Below are 21812 nucleotides of genomic sequence, written 5' to 3' on the forward strand. Positions count from 1 at the left end.
ATCCTTACTTCAATCTCCAAAGTTTCACTTTGCCTTCATCCATTGCTTCCCGCAAACGATCTAAGATCCCTTTTTGGGCTTCTTCAATCTCTGCCAGTGAAACAGGACCTAACGAATCCCATTCGATCTTTATCTCTTTCACAAGCCAAGATTCCAAATTGGAATACACTTGGTCACGAAATTCGGTCTCAACACCTTTCAATGCGCAAGCAATGACAAGGGGATGGATCTCAGAAAAAAAACGAGTGAGACTTGTCCTTCCCAAATGAAGGAGGTCTTCCAAACGAAAGTAGTGTTCTACTATAGTTTCGGCATATTCTGGGCTTTTTTTCTGAATTCGTTCAATTAAATTTTGAGATGGCAAAAAAGGAAGTCGAGTGAGAATTTCCCCCGCGGTTTTGGCTTTGCGGCTCCGGATTTTGGAAACCGGCATTTTTTTCTCAATGAGTTCCATTTTGAATCGTAGGAAACGATCGAGTTGGTCACGTTCCCTGTCCGAGTGGTAGTCAATTTCAGCAAGTGCCAAAATGATCTCCTCTCTATGCGATTCTGGGTATTCCGCAAGGACTTCCGATGCTGATTCTGGGTCCGAAAAACTGAGAACCCTTGCCACCACTTCGGGAGATTCATCCCGTGTGAGATTTTGGAGCATTTCGACGGAAAATTTTGGCAACTCTAGCCAGAGTGGACCAGACCGTTTGTTCTCCTCTTCTTTGAGAATTTCTTCTAATAGGGAATAAAGTTCGTTTGTTTCGGGATTGCCACCTGTTGGAATACCTCCAGGAAAGGAACCAGCAGAGTTAGCTTTTGGGGTTTGGTACTCGGCAGAATTTGTTGGTTTTCCCCCTAACGTGTTAGGTTTTGAAATCTTTGGATTCTGGGTACCAAGGTAAGGCAATTCGGCCTCATTTTGTTGCGAAATGGTAGGGTTAGGTTTCCCTCCTCCAGGGAACGGTTGGTTTCCTTGGACCAAATTCGAACGGATTCCCTTTTTTTGCAGGAAATGGGTGAACGAGAGTAAGATGTCCTTTTCTTGGCCTTTTGTCGGAGAGGGATTGGTTTCTACCTTAAGAAGTAGAGACTCGATTTCGGCATCAGTCAGATGGGCGAACACTTCATCCGGTAAGTATTGGCCTAAAATTTGGTATGCCAGTGCGGCTTTGTTGGGACCGGAGGAATGTGCCATTTAAGAGACATAATAGCTTACTCAGTACTTCGTACAAACTAAAAAATATTATTTTTTTCATTTTGAAAACTTCCTTTCCAAATAAGGGTCTGAAATGTCTCTGAAGGATAGGGATGACCCTCTTCAATCGCATCACTCTTTGCCTCGTTTTCCTCACAGTGGCATGCCAACTTGTGACTCCTTCTAAGGAAGTTACGTCTGGAACGTTAGACCTTCGTTCCTTTCCATGGAAAACAGGAAAGGCAATCAAACTACAAGGGGAATGGAAATTTTATCCTCATACACTAGGTGAATTGGCACCTGATGCCAGTTATACTCTTCTCCCGGTTCCATCACTCTGGAATGATGTTCCCTTACGTTCGAATATGATCGATGGGAAGGGATATGGAACTTACTTACTTGATATTTTACTCCCTAGTGAATCACAAATTTATTCGTTATACCTGCCAGAAGTGAGGACGAGCTTTCGTATAACGGCAGGTAATCGAGTATTACTCTCTGGATTTCCAGGTGAAGATAAAAAGACAACAATTCCTTCTGCACAAGGACAAAGTTTTACCTTTGTTACAAAGGATCACATCCAAATTAAAATCGAAGTAAGTAATTTCCATCATAAAGAAGGTGGATTGCCAAATGCACCAATTTTTGGAACAGCTGAAACCGTACAAAACTATATTTTAGCTGAGAGTACAATGGACATTGCACTGACAGGTGCCTTGTTTATGTTTGGATTGTATCATTTTATATTGTTTTTCTATCGTAACAAACAAAGAGAGGCATTTTATTTTGGATTCTTTTGTTTGGTGTTTGCGTTTCGATTACCATTTGTAGGAAGCAAAACCATTTATGCGATGTTTCCAAACATTCCTTGGGAACTTGTTATCTATGTAGAGTATGCATCCGTTTTTGTTTTGGGAATTTTGTTTTTATGGTTTGTAGATGGACTATTTCCTCGATTCATTGAAACGAAACTCATTCGATATTTCAGTGCCTTCGTACAATTCATTTTAGTATACGGACTCATTATCAAACCAGAGTTTTATACAGAATTCGAAGTTGTCTTCCAAGTGTTAGGAATTGTATATGCAGTTTTTCTTGGAATTCGTCTGTACCAAATGGTGGCAAAAGGATTGCCAGATTCTCATATTTTCTTTCTAGGGTATTTGATTTTATTTTTTGGATTTGTATATGATGTATTCCTTGCTTACACAGGTGAAGGGGAATCGTCCTTATCACAAATTGCTGTATTTTTATTTTTTGGCGTTCAGTCTACAATTGTGACACTTCGTACGGCTAGAACCTTTCGTAAAAAAATTCTCCTGAAAGAAGAATTTGAATCGATCAACGAGCAGTTTATATTAACAAATCGATTTTACGCAAAATTTATACCAAGAGATTTTTTGACCCATTTAGGAAAAGAAAGTATCGAGGAAGTGAAGTTAGGTGATAGTAGCGAACGAGAGTTGACAGTTTTGTTCGCGGATATTTGGGAATATTGGGATATCATTTATTCCATCCCACTGGAAAACCGAATTTTATTTACAAATTCCTATTTGGGACGTATTGGACCTTGTGTCCGTAAAAACAATGGATTCATCGATAAATACATTGGAAGTGCTGTAATGGCACTATTTGATGGCGGGATACAAAATTCGATCAAAGCTGCAGAAGATATCCAATGGGAATTGGAAAAATACAATGAGAGAAGAAGGGGCTTTGGTTATTTACCATTACATGCAGGGATTGGAATCCACTCAGGGGATACGATGCTTGGTATTTTGGGAGAAGAAGAAAGGCTCGAGTCAACGGTTATTTCCGATACTGTGAATTTGGCGAGTCGTATCCAAGGATTAACTAAAAAATACAATGCTAGAATTCTTGTAAGTTTAACCTCACTGATGTTACATGAAGATTTAGATACAATTCCCTATCGAATTTTAGATTTTGTTCGTGTAAAAGGTAAACAAGAAACTGTTATGATCGCCGAAGTATTGATTCCAGGGATCGATTCTATTTCGGATCAAAAAATAGCGTATAGGGAACAATTTGAAGCAGCAATTTTTGATTATGAACGTGCTGATTTTAATTCAGCTTTAAATGGATTTAGAGAAGTCCATGCAAACAATCCAGATGACATCGCCGCACAGATTTATATCGAAAGGTGTGAATACTACCAATCAGCAGGTGTTGGGGAAGACTGGGATGGAGTATCCGCATGGGAAAAATAAAACCTATCCCAATGTCTTTTTCATTTTATGGATTACTATTTTTAATCGTACTTCAATTCTCGTGTAATTATAGTAATGCGAAAGAAGCAAAATTTGGATATTTAGAAATTCCTGAAGTTTATGTCGATTCTCATAAAAAAATTTCACTCAATGGTGAATGGGAGTTTTATTGGAATGAGTTGTATGGCGAATCCTTGTTTCAAAAAATTGACTCAAATCAAAAAACCTATGTAAAAGTTCCCTCGTCTTGGAATTCGGTCCGGCCAGAAGGGGAAGGTGGGGATGGATTCGCTAGCTTTCGATTGTTAGTTAAAGTGCCTGATCCTAACATTCGTTACTATTTGAGAGTCCAACCTGCTACGAGCGCTTATGAGTTGTACATCAATCGGCAAAAAATTGCAAGTTCTGGTGTTGTTGGTATGGATGAAATTTCAGCAAAACCAAAATACCAAATCCAATACGTATCCTTCCAACCAGAATCTTACGAACAAGAAATCATTTATGTTGTGAGTAATTTTCACCATGCGCGTGGAGGTTACCGCAAACCAATTGAAATTGGTACAAAAGAAGTTATCCAGAATGAATCATTAATTTATTCTGCAGGTGAAGTTTTTGTTTTTGGTGCGATGCTTACGATGGCTTTATACCAACTAACAGTATTTTTCTTTCGTAGAGAAGAGAAAAGTTCTTTATTTTTCGCACTTTTTTGTTTGTTCACTGGATTACGATTAGTTGTGTTAGATAATTTTTACATTATGTATGCATTTCCTGATTTTTCTTGGAAATGGATGCAAGTATTGGATTATACATCTGCACCACTGCTTGTTTGTTTTTTCTTAAGTTATCTTCGTAGTTTGTTTCCTGGAAAATCAGAAGTTCCAAATTGGATGTTAAAGTTTTGTTGGAGTTTTAGTGTAACATACGTTTTGTTTGTTTTACTTACAGATCCAAAATTATTTACTACAACCAACATAGTGTCCCAAGTTTTTATTTTATTTTTTAGTATTTGTTCCTTTTATGTAATCCTTCGAATTTATCGCCAAAGAAAACGAGACAGTAGTTTGGTGTTTTATGGGTCACTTATTTTAATTTTAGGCTCCACTCATGATTTGATGGCAGGTAATTATTGGTTTCAGGCCCAACCTCTGATGCCATTTTCTCTTTTTGTTTTCTTTCTGTTTCAAAGTATCCTACTAGCAAGACGCAATGCGCGTTTTTATTCCTCTATGGATACACTAACGAATGAATTGATTGAGGTAAACAATCGTCTTGAAGCATCAAACGAAGTATATGCGAAATTTGTTCCTTTACGATTGATCCAACTTTTTTCAAAAAAATTGGATTCTAAAGTAAAACGAGGAGATTTCATCGTAAAACAAATGTCAGTTCTTTCTTCCGATATCCGCGATTTTACAGCAATTTCGGAAACACTGAGTCCTGAAGAAACATTTCTCTTTTTGAATGATTACCTAAAACAAGTTGGTCCTATCATCCGTTCTCATAATGGATTTATCGAAAAGTATGTGGGCGATGCCATCTTTGCACTTTTTGAAAAAGAACCAGAAGATGCATTGTCTTCGGCGATCCAAATGCACAAAACGATTGCTAAATGGAACGCAGAAAGTCATAATCACCGAGTAGGTGAGATCCAAATCGGAGTTGGTATTCACTTTGGTGAACTTATGCTTGGGATTGTAGGAGAAGAACAAAGGATTGAATCGGCAGTTCTATCTGACTCAATGGGTGTTGCCAATTCATTAGAATCGATGACGAAAAAATACGGAGCAAAAATCATTTTAAGTTTGGATGCTCTTCTGGAATTAAAAGAACCTGATTCTTACCCACACAGATTATTGGATTTTATTAAAATTCCAGCCAAACAGAAATTAATTGGAATTGCGCAGGTGTTAGTTGATGGAGTGGAAGAAACATTCCATTTAAAAATACAAACGAAAGAACAATTTGAGGAAAGTGTGAATCTCTTTTGGGATGGCGATTTTCAAGGAGCGGAATCAGGTTTTACATCTGTTTTAAAACAAGATCCTTCAGACAAGGCAGCCTACCTTTATTTAGAACGGGCAAAACAATACATCCAAAATGGGCCACCACCTGGGTTCGGGAAAGGGTTTTTGGCATAAAAAAGACATAGAATCGCCCTCATTTGCGAAAAAGTTCTTGAATTTCCTCTCTAACTGAACGAGAGTCAGTAATACGGAGATTCCCATGACCCAAGCTACTCTTTCCTCGGCCAATGTAAGCAACACTGCCGTCATCCAAACCAAAAGTTTTACTCCCAAAGACATAGACCGTATTTTTAATGCACAAAAGAAAAAGTCACTCGAACTTCGTTTGACGAACTTTAAAACTCGAATCGTCAAACTTAAGAAATTAAAGTCAGCTGTCTTAAAGTACCAAACTGAAATCCAAAAAGCGCTCCATGCAGACTTTAGAAAATCTGCAGGTGAAGTAGACATTACGGAAATTTTACCAACGATTGCAGAAATCAACGACGCGATTCGACATGTAAAACATTGGATGCGTCCGAAAAACGTGATGACTCCACCAACTCTTCTCGGAGCAACAAGTCGGATTGTTTATGAACCAAAAGGAGTTTGTCTCATTATCGCTCCTTGGAATTATCCATTTCATTTAGCAATTGCTCCCCTTGCGGCTGCCATTGCTGCTGGAAACACAGTTATGCTAAAACCATCTGAGTTTACTCCTCACACAGCGAATGTGATTAATCTAATGTTAGGTGAAGTATTCTCTGAAGAAGAAGTGGCTGTTTTTGAAGGTGATGTTACTGTCGCAACAGCATTACTTGAAATTCCATTTGATCATATCTTTTTCACTGGATCTACTCCTGTTGGAAAAATTGTTATGACAGCTGCTGCCAAAAATTTAACTAGCGTTACATTGGAATTGGGTGGTAAATCACCTTCCATTATCGCAGAAGATGCTGACATGAAAGTGGCTGCTGAACGAATTATGTGGGGTAAGTTTCTCAATGCAGGCCAAACTTGTGTAGCACCTGATTATTTACTAATTCCAGAATCGAAGATTGATGAATTTGTAAAACATGCAAAGGAAACTACTGAAAGTTTCTTTAAATCCAAACCTGAAAATTTTACAGCAAGTACTGATTTTTGCCGTATCGTAAATGCAAAAAACTTTTCGAGAGTTTCTTCCTATATCGATGATGCAGTCAAAAAAGGTGCAAAAATTGCTTACGGTGGAGAAGTTAGAAGTTCTGACAACTTTATAGCACCAACAATTCTCACAAATGTTGCGTTAGATGCAAAAATTATGGAAGATGAAATTTTTGGACCACTCCTTCCTATTGTCACTTATAAAACATTAGATGATGCAATTCACATTATCAATGAGCGACCAAAACCTTTGGCTTTGTATGTTTTTACAAAGAAAAGAAGTACTTCGAAGTATGTTCTCCGAAGAACAAGTTCAGGTGGAGCAGTGATCAACGATGTAATTTTACATTTGGTAAATCCCAACTTACCATTTGGTGGAGTGAACCATTCAGGTCATGGCAGTTACCATGGGATTTTTGGTTTCAAAACATTTTCACATGAAAGGTCGGTCTTACAAACACCAAAAGCCTCAATTGCAAAGATGATGTACCCACCTTACTCTAGTTTTGTGAGGCTTATGGTAAAACTCACTACAAAGTTTTTTGTATAAAACAAAAATACTTTCTTAAAACAAAAATCATTCCCGAGTTTTTCTCGGGGATGATTCTCAAATTCTACTTCGAATGGTAAACAACTGAATTCTTTGGTTTCGCATTTTGTTTGATTCTAAAGTCATGATAAATATCAACTTAGGATTTTTCTCAATTTCCGTGACAACAATGGGTGCCGAAATTTTGTGGAATCATGCAAAAGGATTCTTCCGCGCATCTTGACTCTCTTCGTATCACTTGGTTGAGTGAACCCTTTCATCTTGGCATCCCCATCATTGACTTACAACATGTATGGCTTGTGCATATCATTTTGGAGTTAGAAGAAGAAATTGTAGAGGCTGAAAAAACAAATTCAGATATCGATGTTCATTCTTCCTTTCGAAAGGCTCTGGATTATGTGGCAGAACATTTTGCTTTGGAAGAGGATATTTTGGAACATTTCAATTATCCAAATTTCAAAGAACATGTACTCGGACATAGGAAATTTGTTGAGCGCCTAACGGAAAAATACTATGAGGCCAAAAATAGCCAGATGGCTGCTCTTGGAATTTTACAGATTCTGAAAAAATGGTTGTTCCAACATATTTTACATGATGATACTGATTATGCAGAATTTTTTAAAGCTTCGAATTTTGATTTAAAATCATATTGTAACAAGTTATTAAAGTCTGGAAAGTATCCGGTTTCTAAGGAACAACTATTGATTTACCAAAATATTGTTCAAATCGATACCACAAACATTTCTTTACATGAACAGACTATTGATACAATCCAAGAAATTCGGAATATTTGGAAAACCTATAATTTATCAACTGGTATTCCCATCATAGATTTACAACATATTTGGTTACTCAAGATGATAGTAGAACTAGACCATTCCTTGAAGTTAGGTGATGGCTCAAGTGAAACTTTTCATAAGGTCATTGCAGAAGCTATTGAGTATACAAAAGATCATTTTGGTGTAGAAGATAAAATTATGCGTTACTTTCGGTATACGGATGTTGTGCAACACATGAACCAACACAAACGTTTTATTGATTTTATCAAAATGAGAAATGATGAATATAAATTGGGAAATCCTCGAGTGGGTTTACATTTGGTTCAAGATCTTAGGAATTGGTTACTTTCACACATTGCGCTAGAAGATAAAAAAATTGGTCTGGCATTTGAATCGAGGGTGAGAGAACTTTCCGAGTTCACCAAAAAACTCCACCAAAGTGGGGAAATTGGGATCTCACGAGAACAAAAAAATCTATATAAATTGGTCTTACAATCGGTCCCAGACCCCTTGGATTAAAATCTGACGGAATTTGAATTGCCAGGTTCATTTTCCATGAAAATCCTGTTACCAAACCATGGAATACGAAGTCATCATCGGTCTGGAAGTCCACGTCCAGCTCAATACCAATTCAAAAATTTTCTCCACTGCCACTAACGAATTTGGTGGTAGTCCCAATACTCATATTTCGCCATTATGTGTTGCGCTTCCAGGCACCTTGCCTGTGTTAAATGAAGTTGTACTTGAAAAAGCAGTGAGAGCAGGTGTGGCTCTCGGTTGCGAAATTACACAATTCACTAAATTTGATCGTAAAAATTATTTTTATCCTGACCTTCCAAAAGGGTACCAAATTTCACAATTTGATAAACCTTATGCAACCAAAGGTGGGATTCATATCCAATTGAAAGGGGAAACGGAAGAAAAGTTCCTTCCACTCACTCGGATCCATATGGAAGAAGATGCGGGAAAACTCATCCACTCACATGATCCATCCATCAATCGATCTTACGTGGATTACAACCGCGCGGGAACTCCACTCATTGAAATTGTATCCGAACCAGACCTTCGTTCCTCTGATGAAGCATATGCTTATCTAAATGAATTAAAAACCATACTTCGTTATATCCAAGTTTCGGATTGTAACATGGAAGAAGGTTCGCTTCGTTGTGATGCCAACGTATCCATTCGCCCAAAAGGGGAAAAAGGATTTCGTACACGTGTTGAAATCAAAAACCTCAACTCGTTTAAGGCCGTAAAACAAGCGATCGATTATGAAGTGGAATGGCAAAAAGATGTTTATTCAAGAGGTGAGTCGTTCAAACAAATGACAAAACTTTGGGATGCAACTCTTCTCAAGACAATTCCCATGCGTTCAAAAGAGATGAGCCATGACTACCGTTATTTTCCTGAACCAGATCTACCAGCGATTCAAATTTCAGATTCGTTTATTGAAGACATTCGAAAAACGCTCCCTGAACTTCCGAGACAAAAAAAGGAACGTTATAAAACTGTGCTTGGTCTTCCTGAATATGATGCTGAAGTCTTAACAAGTGAAAGGGAAATTGCAGAGTACTTCGAAGAAGCACTTGTGATTTCTGGTGATGCTAAAAAAACATCCAACTGGGTTAAAGATGAAATCTTAGGAATCGTGAATAAAGAAAATATTTCCATCCAAGAATTTGCGATTGATCCTGTCAGGATTGGGAAACTAGTGAAACTCATCAATTCAGGTGAGATCACTGGAAAAATTGCCAAAACCATTTTTGAAGATATGTTAACTTCGAAAGAACAACCAGAATCCATTGTCGAGAAAAAAGGACTCAAGGTAGTTCGGGATGATAAGGCTTTGGAAGAAATTGTCATTCGAGTGTTAGAATCCCAACCAGAATCAGTGGAAGGTTGGAAAAATGGAAAGGATCGCGTGTTAGGTGCCATTGTTGGTGGAGTGATGAAAGAAACAAAAGGCAAAGCCGATCCAAAACTGGTAAACGAACTGATCCTTGCCAAATTAGGCCCGTTAGGTGAAAGAAAGAAGGTGTAAAACCCTCTTAAATTTCAATTTTATGAACTGAACCAAAATCCACTGGGGACTTAAATGCCTCCTCATGTGGAGTTCCATTGATCCGGCAGAGGATGGCTCTAATGGGTCCCGAATGGCATACAACAATCATAGAGTTTAGTTTTTGATTGTTTTTTTCCTCCCATTTTTGTTTCAAAATCCCATTTGGTTTCCAATCCTCTAAAAACAAATCCACTCGTTGGATTAAGTCGGTGAATGCTTCTCCATTTGGTGTTCGGGCATTCACAAAGTCTTTCATCCAAGGAATAGTATCTTTTCTAGGAATTTCTTCCCATAGTTTTCCATCCCAATCACCAAAGTCCATTTCTAACAATCGTTCGTCGGTATGCATTACAATATCCATTTGGTTTTGATTTGGATTGTATTTTGACAGTAAAGCATTAGCTAATTTGACTGCACGAGGTGCTGGGCTCACTATGAAATGATCAAAGTTAGGTGGTAGATAAGAAAAGGTGGAGTCGGCAGTATCTTCCACTGGGTATTTGAGCGGAAAATCTGTACGACCATAACAAGTTCCTTTGGGCGCTATGGTTTCTGGGTGGCGGATTAAATAAAGTTCCATATAAATACTCCTGAAATCCAAATACAAGTTTCCACAACTTGTTGGACTGCTCCAAGACAATCACCAGTAAATCCTTGGATCCAACGTTTCATCAATCGAACCATATATATGTAACTAGGGATGATACACAAAAGGCTTAAGAAAAAATTAGGATGTAGATAAGCAAGAGACAAATATGGTAAAACTCCCAAAAGACTTGCAAATAAGATTTGAGGCCAAGTGATTTCTTTTGCCATCGGTTTGGCATAACCTTCTTCCTTTGCATATGGCAATAGTTTCATTACAAAAACTGATAAAAAGCGACTGAGTGTGTGGGCACTTACAAAATACAACCAAACACTGATTAAATGTAAATCGTTGGTAAGATTCGAAAACATAGGAAGGTTTTTTCTTTGGAAATAGGAAAAGGTTTCGTATGCTCCTAGTACTTTTAGTAAAACAAGAACACAAATTCCAACAGCACCGAAACTGCCAACACGGCTGTCTTTCATAATTCGAAATATATCTTCTCTTTTCCATCCTCCACCAATCCCATCACAGAAATCAGAAAACCCATCTTCATGAAACGCACCTGTTATGATCAGTAAAAAACCGAGAGAGATTGTAAATGCGATCGTTGGTCCATATAAAAATTGGAACAAAAGAAATACGACAAATTGTATACTTCCAAGTAGTAAACCCACAGTAGGTGAATATTTTATCGAATGGTGTAACCAATCCTCTTTGAAACCAATCCAAGTTGGAGAAGGAATTCTTGTCAGAAAGGCCAAACAAACAAAAAACAAACGAATTTCTAAAAGAAGGTATTGGATCATACTCTATACTTTTTTATCTGCATCGCTTACCCCTGCATCAGCAAAGGAAGCCATTTCATTCAAAAATTGAATGCTGAGTTCAACAAGTGGGTAAGCAGCCAATGCACCACTTCCTTCCCCTAATCGTAAATTTAGTTTTAGTAGTGGGTTAATTTGGTAATGGTTCAAAACAATGATATGGCCTTCTTCATCTGATACATGAGAAAAAATTGCATAGTCTTTTACGTTTGGATCTAGGTGGTAAGCTAATAAATACGCAGCAGTAGTGATAAAACCATCCACAAGAAAAAGTTTTTGTTCCGATGCGACACCTAACATCGCTCCAACCATCATTCCGATTTCAAATCCGCCAAATTCGGAAAGAATTTCCATTGGATCATTTAGTTTTCCTGTTCTTTGGAAAGCACGTTCTAAAATTTGAAGTTTGGATTGTTTTCCTTCAGGATTTAAACCTGTTCCTTTCCCAACCAATTTTGAAAGTGGAATTCCTGTTAAATGAGATAAAATCATAGATGCAGAAGAGGTATTCCCAATTCCCATCTCACCAAATAAAAATACATTTGATTCTTTGTATTTGTTTTCCAAAATCAATTTGAATCCATTCTCTATACATTGGTGGGATTCTTCTTTGGACATTGCTTGTGTTTTTAAAAAATTGGATGTACCTTTGCGAATTTTTTTGATCAAAAGGTTTTTTGTAGAATCATCCCAATCATGATCCACTCCAACATCGACAACTTCTACTTCAATCCGACTGTGTTTTGCAAATACGTTGGCACAAGCACCACCATTTAAAAAATTAATGACCATTTGCCAAGTGACATCTTTTGGATATAGTGAAACTGGTTCTTCCGTGATCCCATGGTCACCTGCAAACAAAATTAACTTCGGATTTTTGAGTATTGGAGAAGTGGTGTTTTGAATCTCTGCAATTTGTAATGCAATCGTTTCAAGTGCACCGAGAGAACCTAATGGTTTTGTTTTGGTATCAATTTTTTCTTGGATTTTATTTCGCAAAACATGGGTTATGGGGCTAATTTTTGGTAGGGAAAACGGGGACATAGACAAAACCAGTTTGTGTAATGCCCTGACACCTTCCATCGTTTTTGGGCTTGGATGGATTTGGCAGGTTTAGGAATTGGCAATTTGGGCCAAAAAAAATCGAAAATCCTTCCCTTGGGGCGCTTTACGTACGGGGGCATCGGCTTTACTATGTCACCAAGCCATGGAAGATTTTGCCCACCTGCATCTGCACACTACCTATTCCATGTTGGATGGTGCCATTCGAATCAGTGATTTGATGAAACGAGTGAAAGAACTGGGTATGAGTTCTGTCGCCATCACTGACCACGGCAACATGTATGGTGCCATCGAATTTTACAAAGAGGCAGTTAAACACGAAGTCAAACCCATCATCGGATGTGAATTTTATGTGACTCCCTCAAGAAGTGCAGAAACCGAGTTAGATGAAATTGCTGATGGTGGAGCCTATCACATCATCTTATTATGCAAAAATGAAATTGGTTACCATAACATCATCAAACTTGCTAGCCGTTCGTTTACAGAAGGATTTTATCGAAAACCACGCATTGATTATGATTTATTAGAACGACATAGTGAAGGACTTGTTTGTTTGACAGCATGCCTTGCTGGAGAAGTGAACCGAAAAATCCTGGAAGGCAAAGAAGACAAAGCTTATGCGTTAGCTGGTCGATTGCATGAGATCTTTCGTAAAGAAGATTTTTATATGGAAATCCAAGACCACGGAATTCCAGAACAAAAGATTGTGGCTGAAGCAGTCATTGGTTTTTCCAAACGAACTGGTATCCCACTTGTGCTCACCAATGATTCTCACTTCTTAACCAAAGATGATCGGGAAGCACAAGACATTCTATTACGCATTGGTATGCGCAAAAACATCGATGATGAAATGCGCTTTGGGTTTAACGAAAATTTTTATGTAAAATCTCCTGCGGAGATGAAGGCACTTTTTCCCAATCATTTAGATGCTTACTATAATACACTTGCCATTCGTGATAAATGTTCTTTAAATTTCCAATTTGGAAATCCATTACTCCCTCCTTTCGAAGTACCACAAGGGTATGATACAGACAGTTATTTAGAAAAATTGGTTTGGGAAGGGATTCAGGAAAAATACAAAGAAATCACACCCATTGTCAAAGAAAGAACTGAATATGAAATGCAAACCATTCGTAACATGCATTTTGCAGGATACTTTCTCATTGTTCAAGATTATATCAATTTTGCAAGGCGAACAGGAATCCCAGTAGGACCTGGTCGTGGTTCGGCGGCGGGTTCCATCATTGCTTATGCACTGGGAATCACAAATGTAGATCCAATTCGATACAATTTGTTATTTGAACGATTTTTAAACCCAGATCGTAAGGATATGCCAGATATTGATACTGACTTTTGTGTAGAACGTCGCGAAGAAGTGATCAACTACATCAAACATAAGTATGGTGAAAATCGAGTTGGTCAAATCATAACTTTTGGATCCCTCGCAGCAAAAGCGGCAATTAAAGACGTAGCTCGAGTTTTTAATGTACCTTTTTCAGAAGTGAATGAGATGAGTAAGTTATTTCCTAAAAAATTAGGAATTACCATTCAGGAAGCAGTTGAAACTTCAAAAGACTTACGTGATGTCGCAGAAAAATCTGATCTAAATAAAAAAGTATTTTCCATTGCTCAAAAATTAGAAGGTAACTATCGTCAAGTGGGAAGACACGCAGCTGGTGTAGTAATTGCACCAACTGCATTGGAAGAAATTGTACCATTATCAACTGTTAGTGAACCTGGACGTGATGGGCGTTCGATTGTCACACAGTACGACAAAAACATGTCGGAACAAGTGGGACTCATCAAAATGGATATTTTAGGTTTAAAAAACTTAACTACCATTCATCATGCTACACAATTGATTCAAAAACGGCATGGGATCAAACTTGATTTGGATAACATTCCACTAGATGACCCAGCTACTTTTAGTTTATTAAGAAAAGCGAATGTGTTAGGTATTTTCCAGTTGGATTCTTCCTCAGGGATACGTGACCTTTTTGCAAAAGCACAGGTGCAAAAATTTGAAGAAATTGCCGCCTTGCTTGCGTTATACAGACCTGGTCCGATGGGTTCAGGGATGTTGGATGACTATTTAGATCGTAAAAATGGAAAGAAAAAAGTAATTTTCCCGCATGAAAGTTTGGCAGAAGTACTCGGCGAAACTTATGGTGTTGTTGTTTACCAAGAACAAGTAATGGGTATCTCAAGGATCATGGGTGGATTCTCTGTGGGAGACTCGGATGTTCTTCGTAAGGCGATGGCCAAAAAAGATAAATCCAAACTACCTGCCTTAAAGGAAAAATTTGTAAAAGGTGCAATTGAAAAAAAGATCAATGAAAAATTGGCAACCGAACTATTCGAACAATTAGAAAAATTTGGTGAGTATGGTTTTAACAAATCCCACTCGGTTGCCTATGCATTTGTGACTTACCAAACAGCATACCTGAAAGCAAATTATTCCATTGAATACCTCACTGCCTTATTATCGGGAGATCATTCAAAGATCACTGATGTTGTGAAATACATCAATAATGCAAAAGATATGGGGATCAGAATCCTAGGTCCAGATGTAAGAGAGTCGGGAATTTCATTTGAGATCACAGACGACAAAACAGTACGATTTGGATTGTCTTCCATCAAAGGGGTGGGAGAACTTGCCGCAGAGAATATCATCAAAAATCGAAATGAACTTGGTGGTTACAAACAACTCAGTGATTTTACAAAAAAATTAGATACTCGTCTCGCGAATAAAAAAGTGTTAGAGTCACTCGCACAAGGTGGAGCGTTTGATTCTTTTGGTTATACGAGAAAAACAATTTTTGAATCTACAGATATCATTCTAAACTATGCTAACAAAAAACAAGCTGAGGAAAAAGAAGGTCAATTTTCATTGTTTGGTGGAGCGAATGGTGGAACGGAAGAAAACTTAAATTTACCAAAAGATGGTATTGAGTGGAATGGAGACGAACTTCTCCGTCGAGAAAAAGAAACAACGGGTTTGTATTTGTCTGGCCATCCACTTGACAAATTCACAGAACAACTCAAAAGTCTAAACCCAACTTCCATTGAAAATTTAGAGGAAGTTCGACCTAAATCCAAAGTGGAAATTGCCGGTGTATTATCCAAAAAAGTTGTTAAACTCACAAAGAAAAAAGAAGAATTCGTCAACTTTATGTTGGAAGACCAAACCGGTGAAATTGAGTGTGTGGCTTTTCCAAAAACATATGCTGAATTCAAACATCTTTTCTCTGAAGACAACACAGTATTTATCAAAGGAATATTGGAACGAATTGATGCCGATGAATCAGAGTTAAAGGGTCAAATCATTGTTAACAAACTTGAAGAGCTAAATTCCGTAACGATTGAGAAAAAAATGGAAAAAACCCTTCATTTAACCATCAATATGAAGGAAGAAAAAAATCGAGATGTGATTTTAAAACTCCAAGATATCCTTTCTGTTCATAGAGGTGCCTCTTCTGTATTTTTTCATTTGATTGGGAACGGCGATGAAAAAAAAGTCATTCGTGCTCATGACCATTTTTCCATCGAAATCACAACGGACCTTATGAAGATGTTAACGGATATTTTAGGAAAAGGTGCGGTGCGGTATACCGTTGGGGAAGAAGTGAGAGTTTACGGGTAAATTCTGTGGAAACAGAATCAATTTCCCTCGTTTTATTATTAGAGTTTTTATGGATGGGATCTGGTGCCATCTTTTGCCTCATTTGGGCATTGTCTAACATAGTCAAAAATCGAAAAAAATCGGATCTGCTTTGGTCCTTTATCTTGTTTTCTACAGGTTTATGGTTGTTAACTGGAGCCTTTATGTTTACAGGATTTTATTACCAACTTCCTTCTATAGTGTTTATCCATATTCCATTTGTATTTTTATCTGCTTCGTTTTTGTATCACTATTTGGAAAATTTGTTTTTAGAGAAAAAAATCAATCTACATTGGTTTTCTTTTTTTCCTTCCTTGTTTTCTATTATATTCCTCGTTCCATATTACCTAAAATCAGATGTAGAAAAAATAAATATCTTAGACACAATTACAAGTACTGAGTATGGAAGTATACTGACAGGCCTTAATTTAGGAATCAAACTCTCCATCTTAATTTCTGTTGGAATTTTTTTAATCCGTGAATGGATTCCCAATGTTCGGTTGTCGGTATTTTTTACGAAACGTGCAATTTATTCCTTAGTGTTTATACTTTTGATATGGATTGATTTACTTGTAGGAAGTATTGGTTTTAGTTTTCAAATTCCATTTTTTCGGAAATTGAGTGCATACCTATTGCCCATCCTTATGTATTTTTATTTTTTCACTCGTGAATTATGGGAACCCTTTGTTTCTGATGTTCGCGATACTATACAAAAAAATAAATATGAGAAATCGAAGTTGGTTTCTGTTCCACTTGAAGTAATCGATCAAAAACTATTCGAATTGATGTTAGAAAAAGTATTCTGTGATGAGGACTTAAGTTTAGCTAAGTTGGCGGATTTAGTTGGAGTTAAGTCAGGACAATTGTCTGAATACTTTCACAAACGATATGGATTTGGTTTTTACAATTATATCAATCAATACCGGATTGAAGAAGCAAAACGTTATTTATTGGAACCAAAAGAACGAACCATTTTGTCCATTGCCGATGCAGTCGGTTTTAATTCCAAATCCACTTTCAATCGTGTTTTCTTAGAAAAAGTGGGAGTCACTCCAACAGATTTCCGAAAACAATCAAAACTTTCCGAACCATAAGTCTCAAAGAATTCTAGAGGACGACGAATCTTTTTCCATCGATTACTCTTGTATCCAAAAGAGGAATATTGATGCGAACCATGATCGATTTTTATTTAGATCTCCCAAAACGATTTGGGCATAAAAAAGCTTTTGGAACCAGATTGGGGCCAGGTGTTTACCAATTCAAAACCTATATGGAATTGTTAAATGAGGCAAAACATTTGGCATTTGGACTGAGTGAAACTTTATCCGAAAGAGACAAAGTCGCTATTTTTGCTGACAATTCATATGAATGGATCCAAACAAGTATTGCAACAACTCTCCTTGGTGCAATCGACGTACCACGTGCTTCGGATGTTACCGACCAAGATATATTGTACATTCTCAATCACTCTGAATCCAAAATACTCTTCGTAGAAAATGAAACAGTTTTTGAGAAAGTGATCAGGTTGGAAAAAGATTTAGAATTTCTAAAAGAAATCATTTTGTTTTATCCACCAAAACAAAATAAAGAATTCAAATCCAGGAAAATTAAAATCATAACCTTGCAAGAGTTAGTGGAAAAAGGAATTCAAAAAAGAAAGGAAGACCCTTCTGATCAAATTTTTTTAGAGAATACGATCAAAGAGTCTGATTTGTTTACAATGATTTATACATCAGGAACAACGGGAACTCCAAAGGGAGTGATGTTAACTCATGGAAATATCTTATTTCAACTTAAGAACTTACCGTTGAGTTTGAAAAAAGGTGATAAAACACTTTCGATATTACCCATTTGGCATATTTTTGAAAGGATTTTTGAAATCTTTAGTTTATCGTATGGAGCTTGTACTTATTATAGTAGTGTTCGTACGCTCAAAGAAGATTTAAAATTTGTAAAACCCAACTTTATGGCTTCTGCACCAAGGTTATGGGAAAGCATTTATGGTGGAATCTTAGGTACCTTAAATAAATCTTCATTAGTCAAACAAAAGATGTTTCAAGTTTCGATGTATTTTGCGAAACGTTTTTTTCATTCAAGACAAGTCATTACAGGGAATGTACTCGATATCCATCCAATGGTGATATGGAAACAAATCATACGCTTTGTTTACCATTTGATTCGATTTTTTGTCGTGTGTTTTCCATATTTTATTTTTGACTTTTTAGTTTTATCCAAAATTCGAATCGCAACAGGAGGTGAACTAAGAGGTTCCGTATCGGGAGGTGGAGCACTACCATTTCATGTAGATGAATTCTTTAATATGATTGGCATTCCTGTTTTGGAAGGTTATGGAATGACAGAAACCGCACCAGTCCTTGCCATGCGAACCTTTGAGGAAATCATTCCAGGTTCAGTTGGAAAAATATTTCCCCATACAGACTTACGACTTGTCGACTTAAATACGGGTGAAGTTTTCCTAGATACTGAGATTGGAAAATTTGTTTATGGAAGAAAAGGGGAAATTCACGTTAAAGGAAAACAAGTTATGGCAGGTTACTATAAAAATCCAGAAGCGACAAACAAGGTGCTCGTAGCAGGTTGGTTGAATACTGGTGACTTAGGTATATTTACATCAAACCATAACTTACGCATTGTAGGTCGTTCCAAAGAAACGATTGTATTACTCGGTGGAGAAAATGTGGAGCCAGTACCCATTGAATCCAAAATTTTAGAGTCTGAATGGATTGACCAATGTATGGTTGTTGGGCAAGACCAAAAATTTTTGAGTGCACTTGTTTATCCAAATCTAAATCGATTTGAAACAACACCAGGAAAAGAATTTTGGAAAGATAAAGATGTAATCCAAAAAATGGAATCAGAGATCAAATCAAAGATCAATGTCCAAACTGGATTTAAATCGTTTGAACGAGTGGTTGGTGTGATTGTGATCCCAAAACCATTTGAAGTAGGTGATGAACTTACTGCGAAGTTATCACTCAAACGCCATGTGATCACAGAAAAATATAAAAACCAAATCCAAGCTCTTTACGAGTGATTGGTTTCCGTGGATGTTTGAATTGGACTTTGGTGGAGGGTTAATTCCCTCCACTGATCCTTGTAATGTTGATACTGAAGTTTCTTTCTCCTTCATGACCAGAAAAATCTTTTGTTTGCACTTTGATTGTATTTTCGCCAGCTTTGAGATTCAAAACTCCAACCAAATAACGATCCTTAAAAAATAAATCATCAAAACTATGGCCATCTTTTGTTTTCCATTTGGTACCATCAAACTGAAGGGATTCGAAATTTGCCACTTTGTAAGTTTCACCATTGAATAAATATTTCACTTCTTTGATTCCTCTCCTTTGGCTATTTTTGATCCCACCATCAATGATACTTACCGTTAGAGGAAAAGCTTTGGAAACATTGATATTGTCTCCATCATTTAGATTGGTATAATTTTCTCCCACATGGATGAACAAATTGGCGATTTGAGGAGGCATATTGTCTTCGACGGGCGGTAAATAGGAGAGAGGGTCGAGTAAAGTTTTTCCGTAGTCTTTTCCTAGAACAAAGTGTAAGTGTCCACCAGTTGAGTGACCTGTGTTGCCAGAGATTCCAATTGTATCACCCGCTTTCACTGGTTTGTGATTTTTGACGAGTTCGTTCCTTGTTCCACCTAAGTGGTAATAACCGCTCACATAACCATTTTTATGTGCAATCCAAACAATATTTCCTGAACCTCTTTCATCCTCAAAAGGATTATCTTCCGCATAACGAGAGTACAAAATGAATCCGTCTCCCATGGAACGAACTGGTTGTAAGACTGAGGAAATGTCTAAACCATTGTGAAAGTGGTCTTTTCTCGATTCACCAAACGTACTCGTGATTAGAGAGGAGAGTTCCAATCCTTGGATGGGCCAAACAAAATTAAGTTTCCCTTCGGACTTCTGTCCCTCAGCGAAAATAAAACTTGCCAGAAGAGTCAAAATCACAACAATACGTTTCATGTTATTAGAAGTCTTGGAGTGGGTTCCTTTTTAGGAAAGTAGTTTATGGAACAGACTTCTTATTCCACCGAAGAAATTTTGGAACTTGTCAAAGAATGTGGGACTGGCAACGAAAAATCCCTACAAAAGTTTTTTGATCATTACTCCCAAGATATCTATAATTTTCCCATTCGAGTTTTCCATCTAACGGAAGATGATGCTTCCGACTATTACATTTACGCTTTTGAGCGACTCAAATCTGGAAAACGGTTCAAAAGTTTTGTCGGGAAATCGAGTTTTAAGACTTGGTTTTTTTCCGTACTGCGAAACTTGCTCATCGATTGGCAACGCACCAAACGTGAGGTGAAAACCCAGACAGTTTCTAAGGTCAATAAGGAAGGAAAGGAATACAGCACAATCGAAGACGAACCCGATAAACGTGCAGATGCCCTTGCCCACGCCCTTGATGTCTCCGACCAATTCCAATCCGTACTTTCCACAATTAAAATGGAAAATCGAATCGTATTCAAATTGTCTTTTGTGTACTACCTTCACCTAGACCCTGAAGAAATTTTGTACATCGCGGAAAAAACGAACCGACCTGAGGAAGAAATTCGTTCTGAAATATTGTCGCTACGAGAAGAGTTATCCAACCGAGAGGAGGAAAACCTCAAGATGGAAGACAAAATCACTTCCTTGTATTTGAATATTCTAGATTTAAAAGAGCAGAAAAAACAAAAGGCACAGGGAGATTCGGTTGAAGCACAATATTATAAAGAACGATTGGATCATGCCCTTGCGAAGAAGTACGAACAGAGAAAAAAACTAATCGAAAAAAAGCAAAAAGGCCACTTCCTCGTTCGAACCCCTTACCGGGAAATTGCCCGAATCTTAGGGATTTCCGAAGGTGGAGTGAGTGTCACCCTGCTCCGTGTACTCGAAAAAATACAAAAAAAAATGCATTCTGTAGCGGGAGAGTCGTAATTTCCTTCGTCATACAATATACCGTGGAGGGGCCACATGGAAAATCAGGACTTTAACGCAGAATCATTGGAAATTGCTAGGGAATTATTCCTAAAGGGTGCATTTCCTAGTGAGGCTGAGTTGCAAGATCACCCAGACCTTTGGGATGCATACTGGTTTTGTGAGGAATCCTTTTTTGCAGAATTGAGAAAAGAGGTATGGAAGGAAGATGCGTTTGCTGAGACCTTTCTCCTACATAAAGCTGAAAACACTGTTCACCGTGCGCAACTTCCTTTCCCAGAATACTTAAAAGAATACACACGAAAACATTTGTCTAGTCCTGAATCAAAAGACAATTTGCTTGTCCGCCTAACACAATCAGGGATTCGAGTGATCGACAGTCTCGTTGAGTCGTTCCAAATCCGAGAGTCAATGGAACTGGCACCAATGATGCGTTCAGCATCCGCTGATGTACGTTCAGAAAGTACAAATTCCGTTATATTTGAAGAAACCACAAAAGAAAACCAAAAGTTCTATTACCAGATCGTGAAAGAAAATGAGACAGAAGTTTACCTTTCCGTCAAAGCAGAAGGAAGTTCTGGTTTCCAACAAGTGAACCTTCGCAGGGATGGAAGGTTCATTTTATCCAACAAAATCAATCTGGATGGCAGTGCCAGTTTTTCGGGGTTAACCCCTGGTAGTTACACCATTGAGTTTGTGGGACCTAATCTTTCAAAATCGTTTGACTTGTCCATTCTCCTTGGATAGCT

Annotated in this window: 15 protein-coding genes; 10 read left to right on the forward strand and 5 right to left on the reverse strand. The window is 37.6% G+C overall.

Annotation, left to right across the window (positions count from 1 at the left end; genetic code table 11):
- Nucleotides 1-4 precede the first annotated feature (4 nt).
- Nucleotides 5-1186 carry a FliG C-terminal domain-containing protein gene (locus DI076_RS16300; protein WP_108960778.1) on the reverse strand — a complete coding sequence of 394 codons (1182 nt, stop codon included), beginning with the start codon at nucleotides 1184-1186 and terminating at the stop codon, nucleotides 5-7.
- A gap of 113 nt (nucleotides 1187-1299) precedes the next feature.
- Here DI076_RS16300 and DI076_RS16305 point away from each other — a divergent pair, with 113 nt between their 5' ends.
- The 5 genes from DI076_RS16305 to gatB all read left to right on the forward strand — a co-directional run bounded on the left by DI076_RS16305 (nucleotide 1300) and on the right by gatB (nucleotide 9933).
- Entirely contained in the window at nucleotides 1300-3414 is a 2115-nt protein-coding gene (locus tag DI076_RS16305) for an adenylate/guanylate cyclase domain-containing protein (protein WP_108960779.1), read from the forward strand.
- Entirely contained in the window at nucleotides 3402-5552 is a 2151-nt protein-coding gene (locus DI076_RS16310; protein WP_108960780.1) for an adenylate/guanylate cyclase domain-containing protein, read from the forward strand. The genes DI076_RS16305 and DI076_RS16310 overlap by 13 nt, the downstream gene beginning before the upstream one ends.
- An 85-nt stretch (nucleotides 5553-5637) precedes the next feature.
- Nucleotides 5638-7113, forward strand: a complete 1476-nt coding sequence (locus DI076_RS16315) for an aldehyde dehydrogenase family protein (protein WP_108960781.1) — start codon at nucleotides 5638-5640, stop codon at nucleotides 7111-7113.
- Nucleotides 7114-7307: 194 nt separating this feature from the next.
- Nucleotides 7308-8411 (forward strand): bacteriohemerythrin, encoded by a 1104-nt coding sequence (locus DI076_RS16320; protein ID WP_108960782.1) that lies wholly within the window; start codon nucleotides 7308-7310, stop codon nucleotides 8409-8411.
- Between the two features lie 58 nt (nucleotides 8412-8469).
- The gene (gene gatB / locus DI076_RS16325) at nucleotides 8470-9933 is read left to right on the forward strand and encodes an Asp-tRNA(Asn)/Glu-tRNA(Gln) amidotransferase subunit GatB (RefSeq protein ID WP_108960783.1); all 1464 of its coding nucleotides are present in this window, start codon (nucleotides 8470-8472) and stop codon (nucleotides 9931-9933) included.
- Between the two features lie 7 nt (nucleotides 9934-9940).
- On the opposite strand, the gene DI076_RS16330 is transcribed toward gatB, so the two are convergent.
- The 3 genes from DI076_RS16330 to cobT are packed head-to-tail and all read right to left on the reverse strand — an operon-like array spanning nucleotide 9941 to nucleotide 12411.
- A complete protein-coding gene (locus DI076_RS16330) occupies nucleotides 9941-10534 on the reverse strand; it encodes a histidine phosphatase family protein (protein ID WP_108960784.1) in 594 nt (197 codons plus the stop codon).
- Nucleotides 10519-11346 carry an adenosylcobinamide-GDP ribazoletransferase gene (locus tag DI076_RS16335; RefSeq protein ID WP_108961027.1) on the reverse strand — a complete coding sequence of 276 codons (828 nt, stop codon included), beginning with the start codon at nucleotides 11344-11346 and terminating at the stop codon, nucleotides 10519-10521. The genes DI076_RS16330 and DI076_RS16335 overlap by 16 nt, the downstream gene beginning before the upstream one ends.
- Before the next feature lie 6 nt (nucleotides 11347-11352).
- Nucleotides 11353-12411, reverse strand: a complete 1059-nt coding sequence (cobT, locus tag DI076_RS16340; protein ID WP_108960785.1) for a nicotinate-nucleotide--dimethylbenzimidazole phosphoribosyltransferase — start codon at nucleotides 12409-12411, stop codon at nucleotides 11353-11355.
- 163 nt (nucleotides 12412-12574) lie between these two features.
- On the opposite strand from cobT, the gene dnaE reads away from it, so the two are divergent.
- From dnaE to DI076_RS16355, 3 genes are all read left to right on the forward strand, one after another.
- Nucleotides 12575-16072, forward strand: a complete 3498-nt coding sequence (gene dnaE / locus DI076_RS16345; protein WP_108961028.1) for a DNA polymerase III subunit alpha — start codon at nucleotides 12575-12577, stop codon at nucleotides 16070-16072.
- A 5-nt stretch (nucleotides 16073-16077) separates the two neighbouring features.
- Nucleotides 16078-17184: a helix-turn-helix domain-containing protein gene (locus tag DI076_RS16350; protein WP_108960786.1), complete on the forward strand. Its 1107-nt coding sequence runs from the start codon at nucleotides 16078-16080 to the stop codon at nucleotides 17182-17184.
- A gap of 71 nt (nucleotides 17185-17255) precedes the next feature.
- Nucleotides 17256-19145, forward strand: a complete 1890-nt coding sequence (locus tag DI076_RS16355) for an AMP-dependent synthetase/ligase (protein ID WP_108960787.1) — start codon at nucleotides 17256-17258, stop codon at nucleotides 19143-19145.
- A gap of 40 nt (nucleotides 19146-19185) precedes the next feature.
- Here the strand turns inward: DI076_RS16355 and DI076_RS16360 are convergent, their stop codons facing one another.
- On the reverse strand, nucleotides 19186-20100 hold the full coding sequence (locus DI076_RS16360; protein ID WP_108960788.1) for a M23 family metallopeptidase: 915 nt from the start codon (nucleotides 20098-20100) through the stop codon (nucleotides 19186-19188).
- 45 nt (nucleotides 20101-20145) lie between these two features.
- Between DI076_RS16360 and DI076_RS16365 the strand changes: the two genes are divergently transcribed.
- Both DI076_RS16365 and DI076_RS16370 read left to right on the forward strand, forming a co-directional pair.
- Nucleotides 20146-21063 (forward strand): sigma-70 family RNA polymerase sigma factor, encoded by a 918-nt coding sequence (locus DI076_RS16365; RefSeq protein WP_108960789.1) that lies wholly within the window; start codon nucleotides 20146-20148, stop codon nucleotides 21061-21063.
- Between the two features lie 36 nt (nucleotides 21064-21099).
- The gene (locus DI076_RS16370) at nucleotides 21100-21810 is read left to right on the forward strand and encodes a hypothetical protein (protein WP_108960790.1); all 711 of its coding nucleotides are present in this window, start codon (nucleotides 21100-21102) and stop codon (nucleotides 21808-21810) included.
- The last annotated feature ends 2 nt before the right edge of the window (nucleotides 21811-21812 follow it).

The organism is Leptospira ellinghausenii (genome assembly GCF_003114815.1).
Classification (GTDB): Bacteria; Spirochaetota; Leptospiria; order Leptospirales; family Leptospiraceae; genus Leptospira_A; species Leptospira_A ellinghausenii.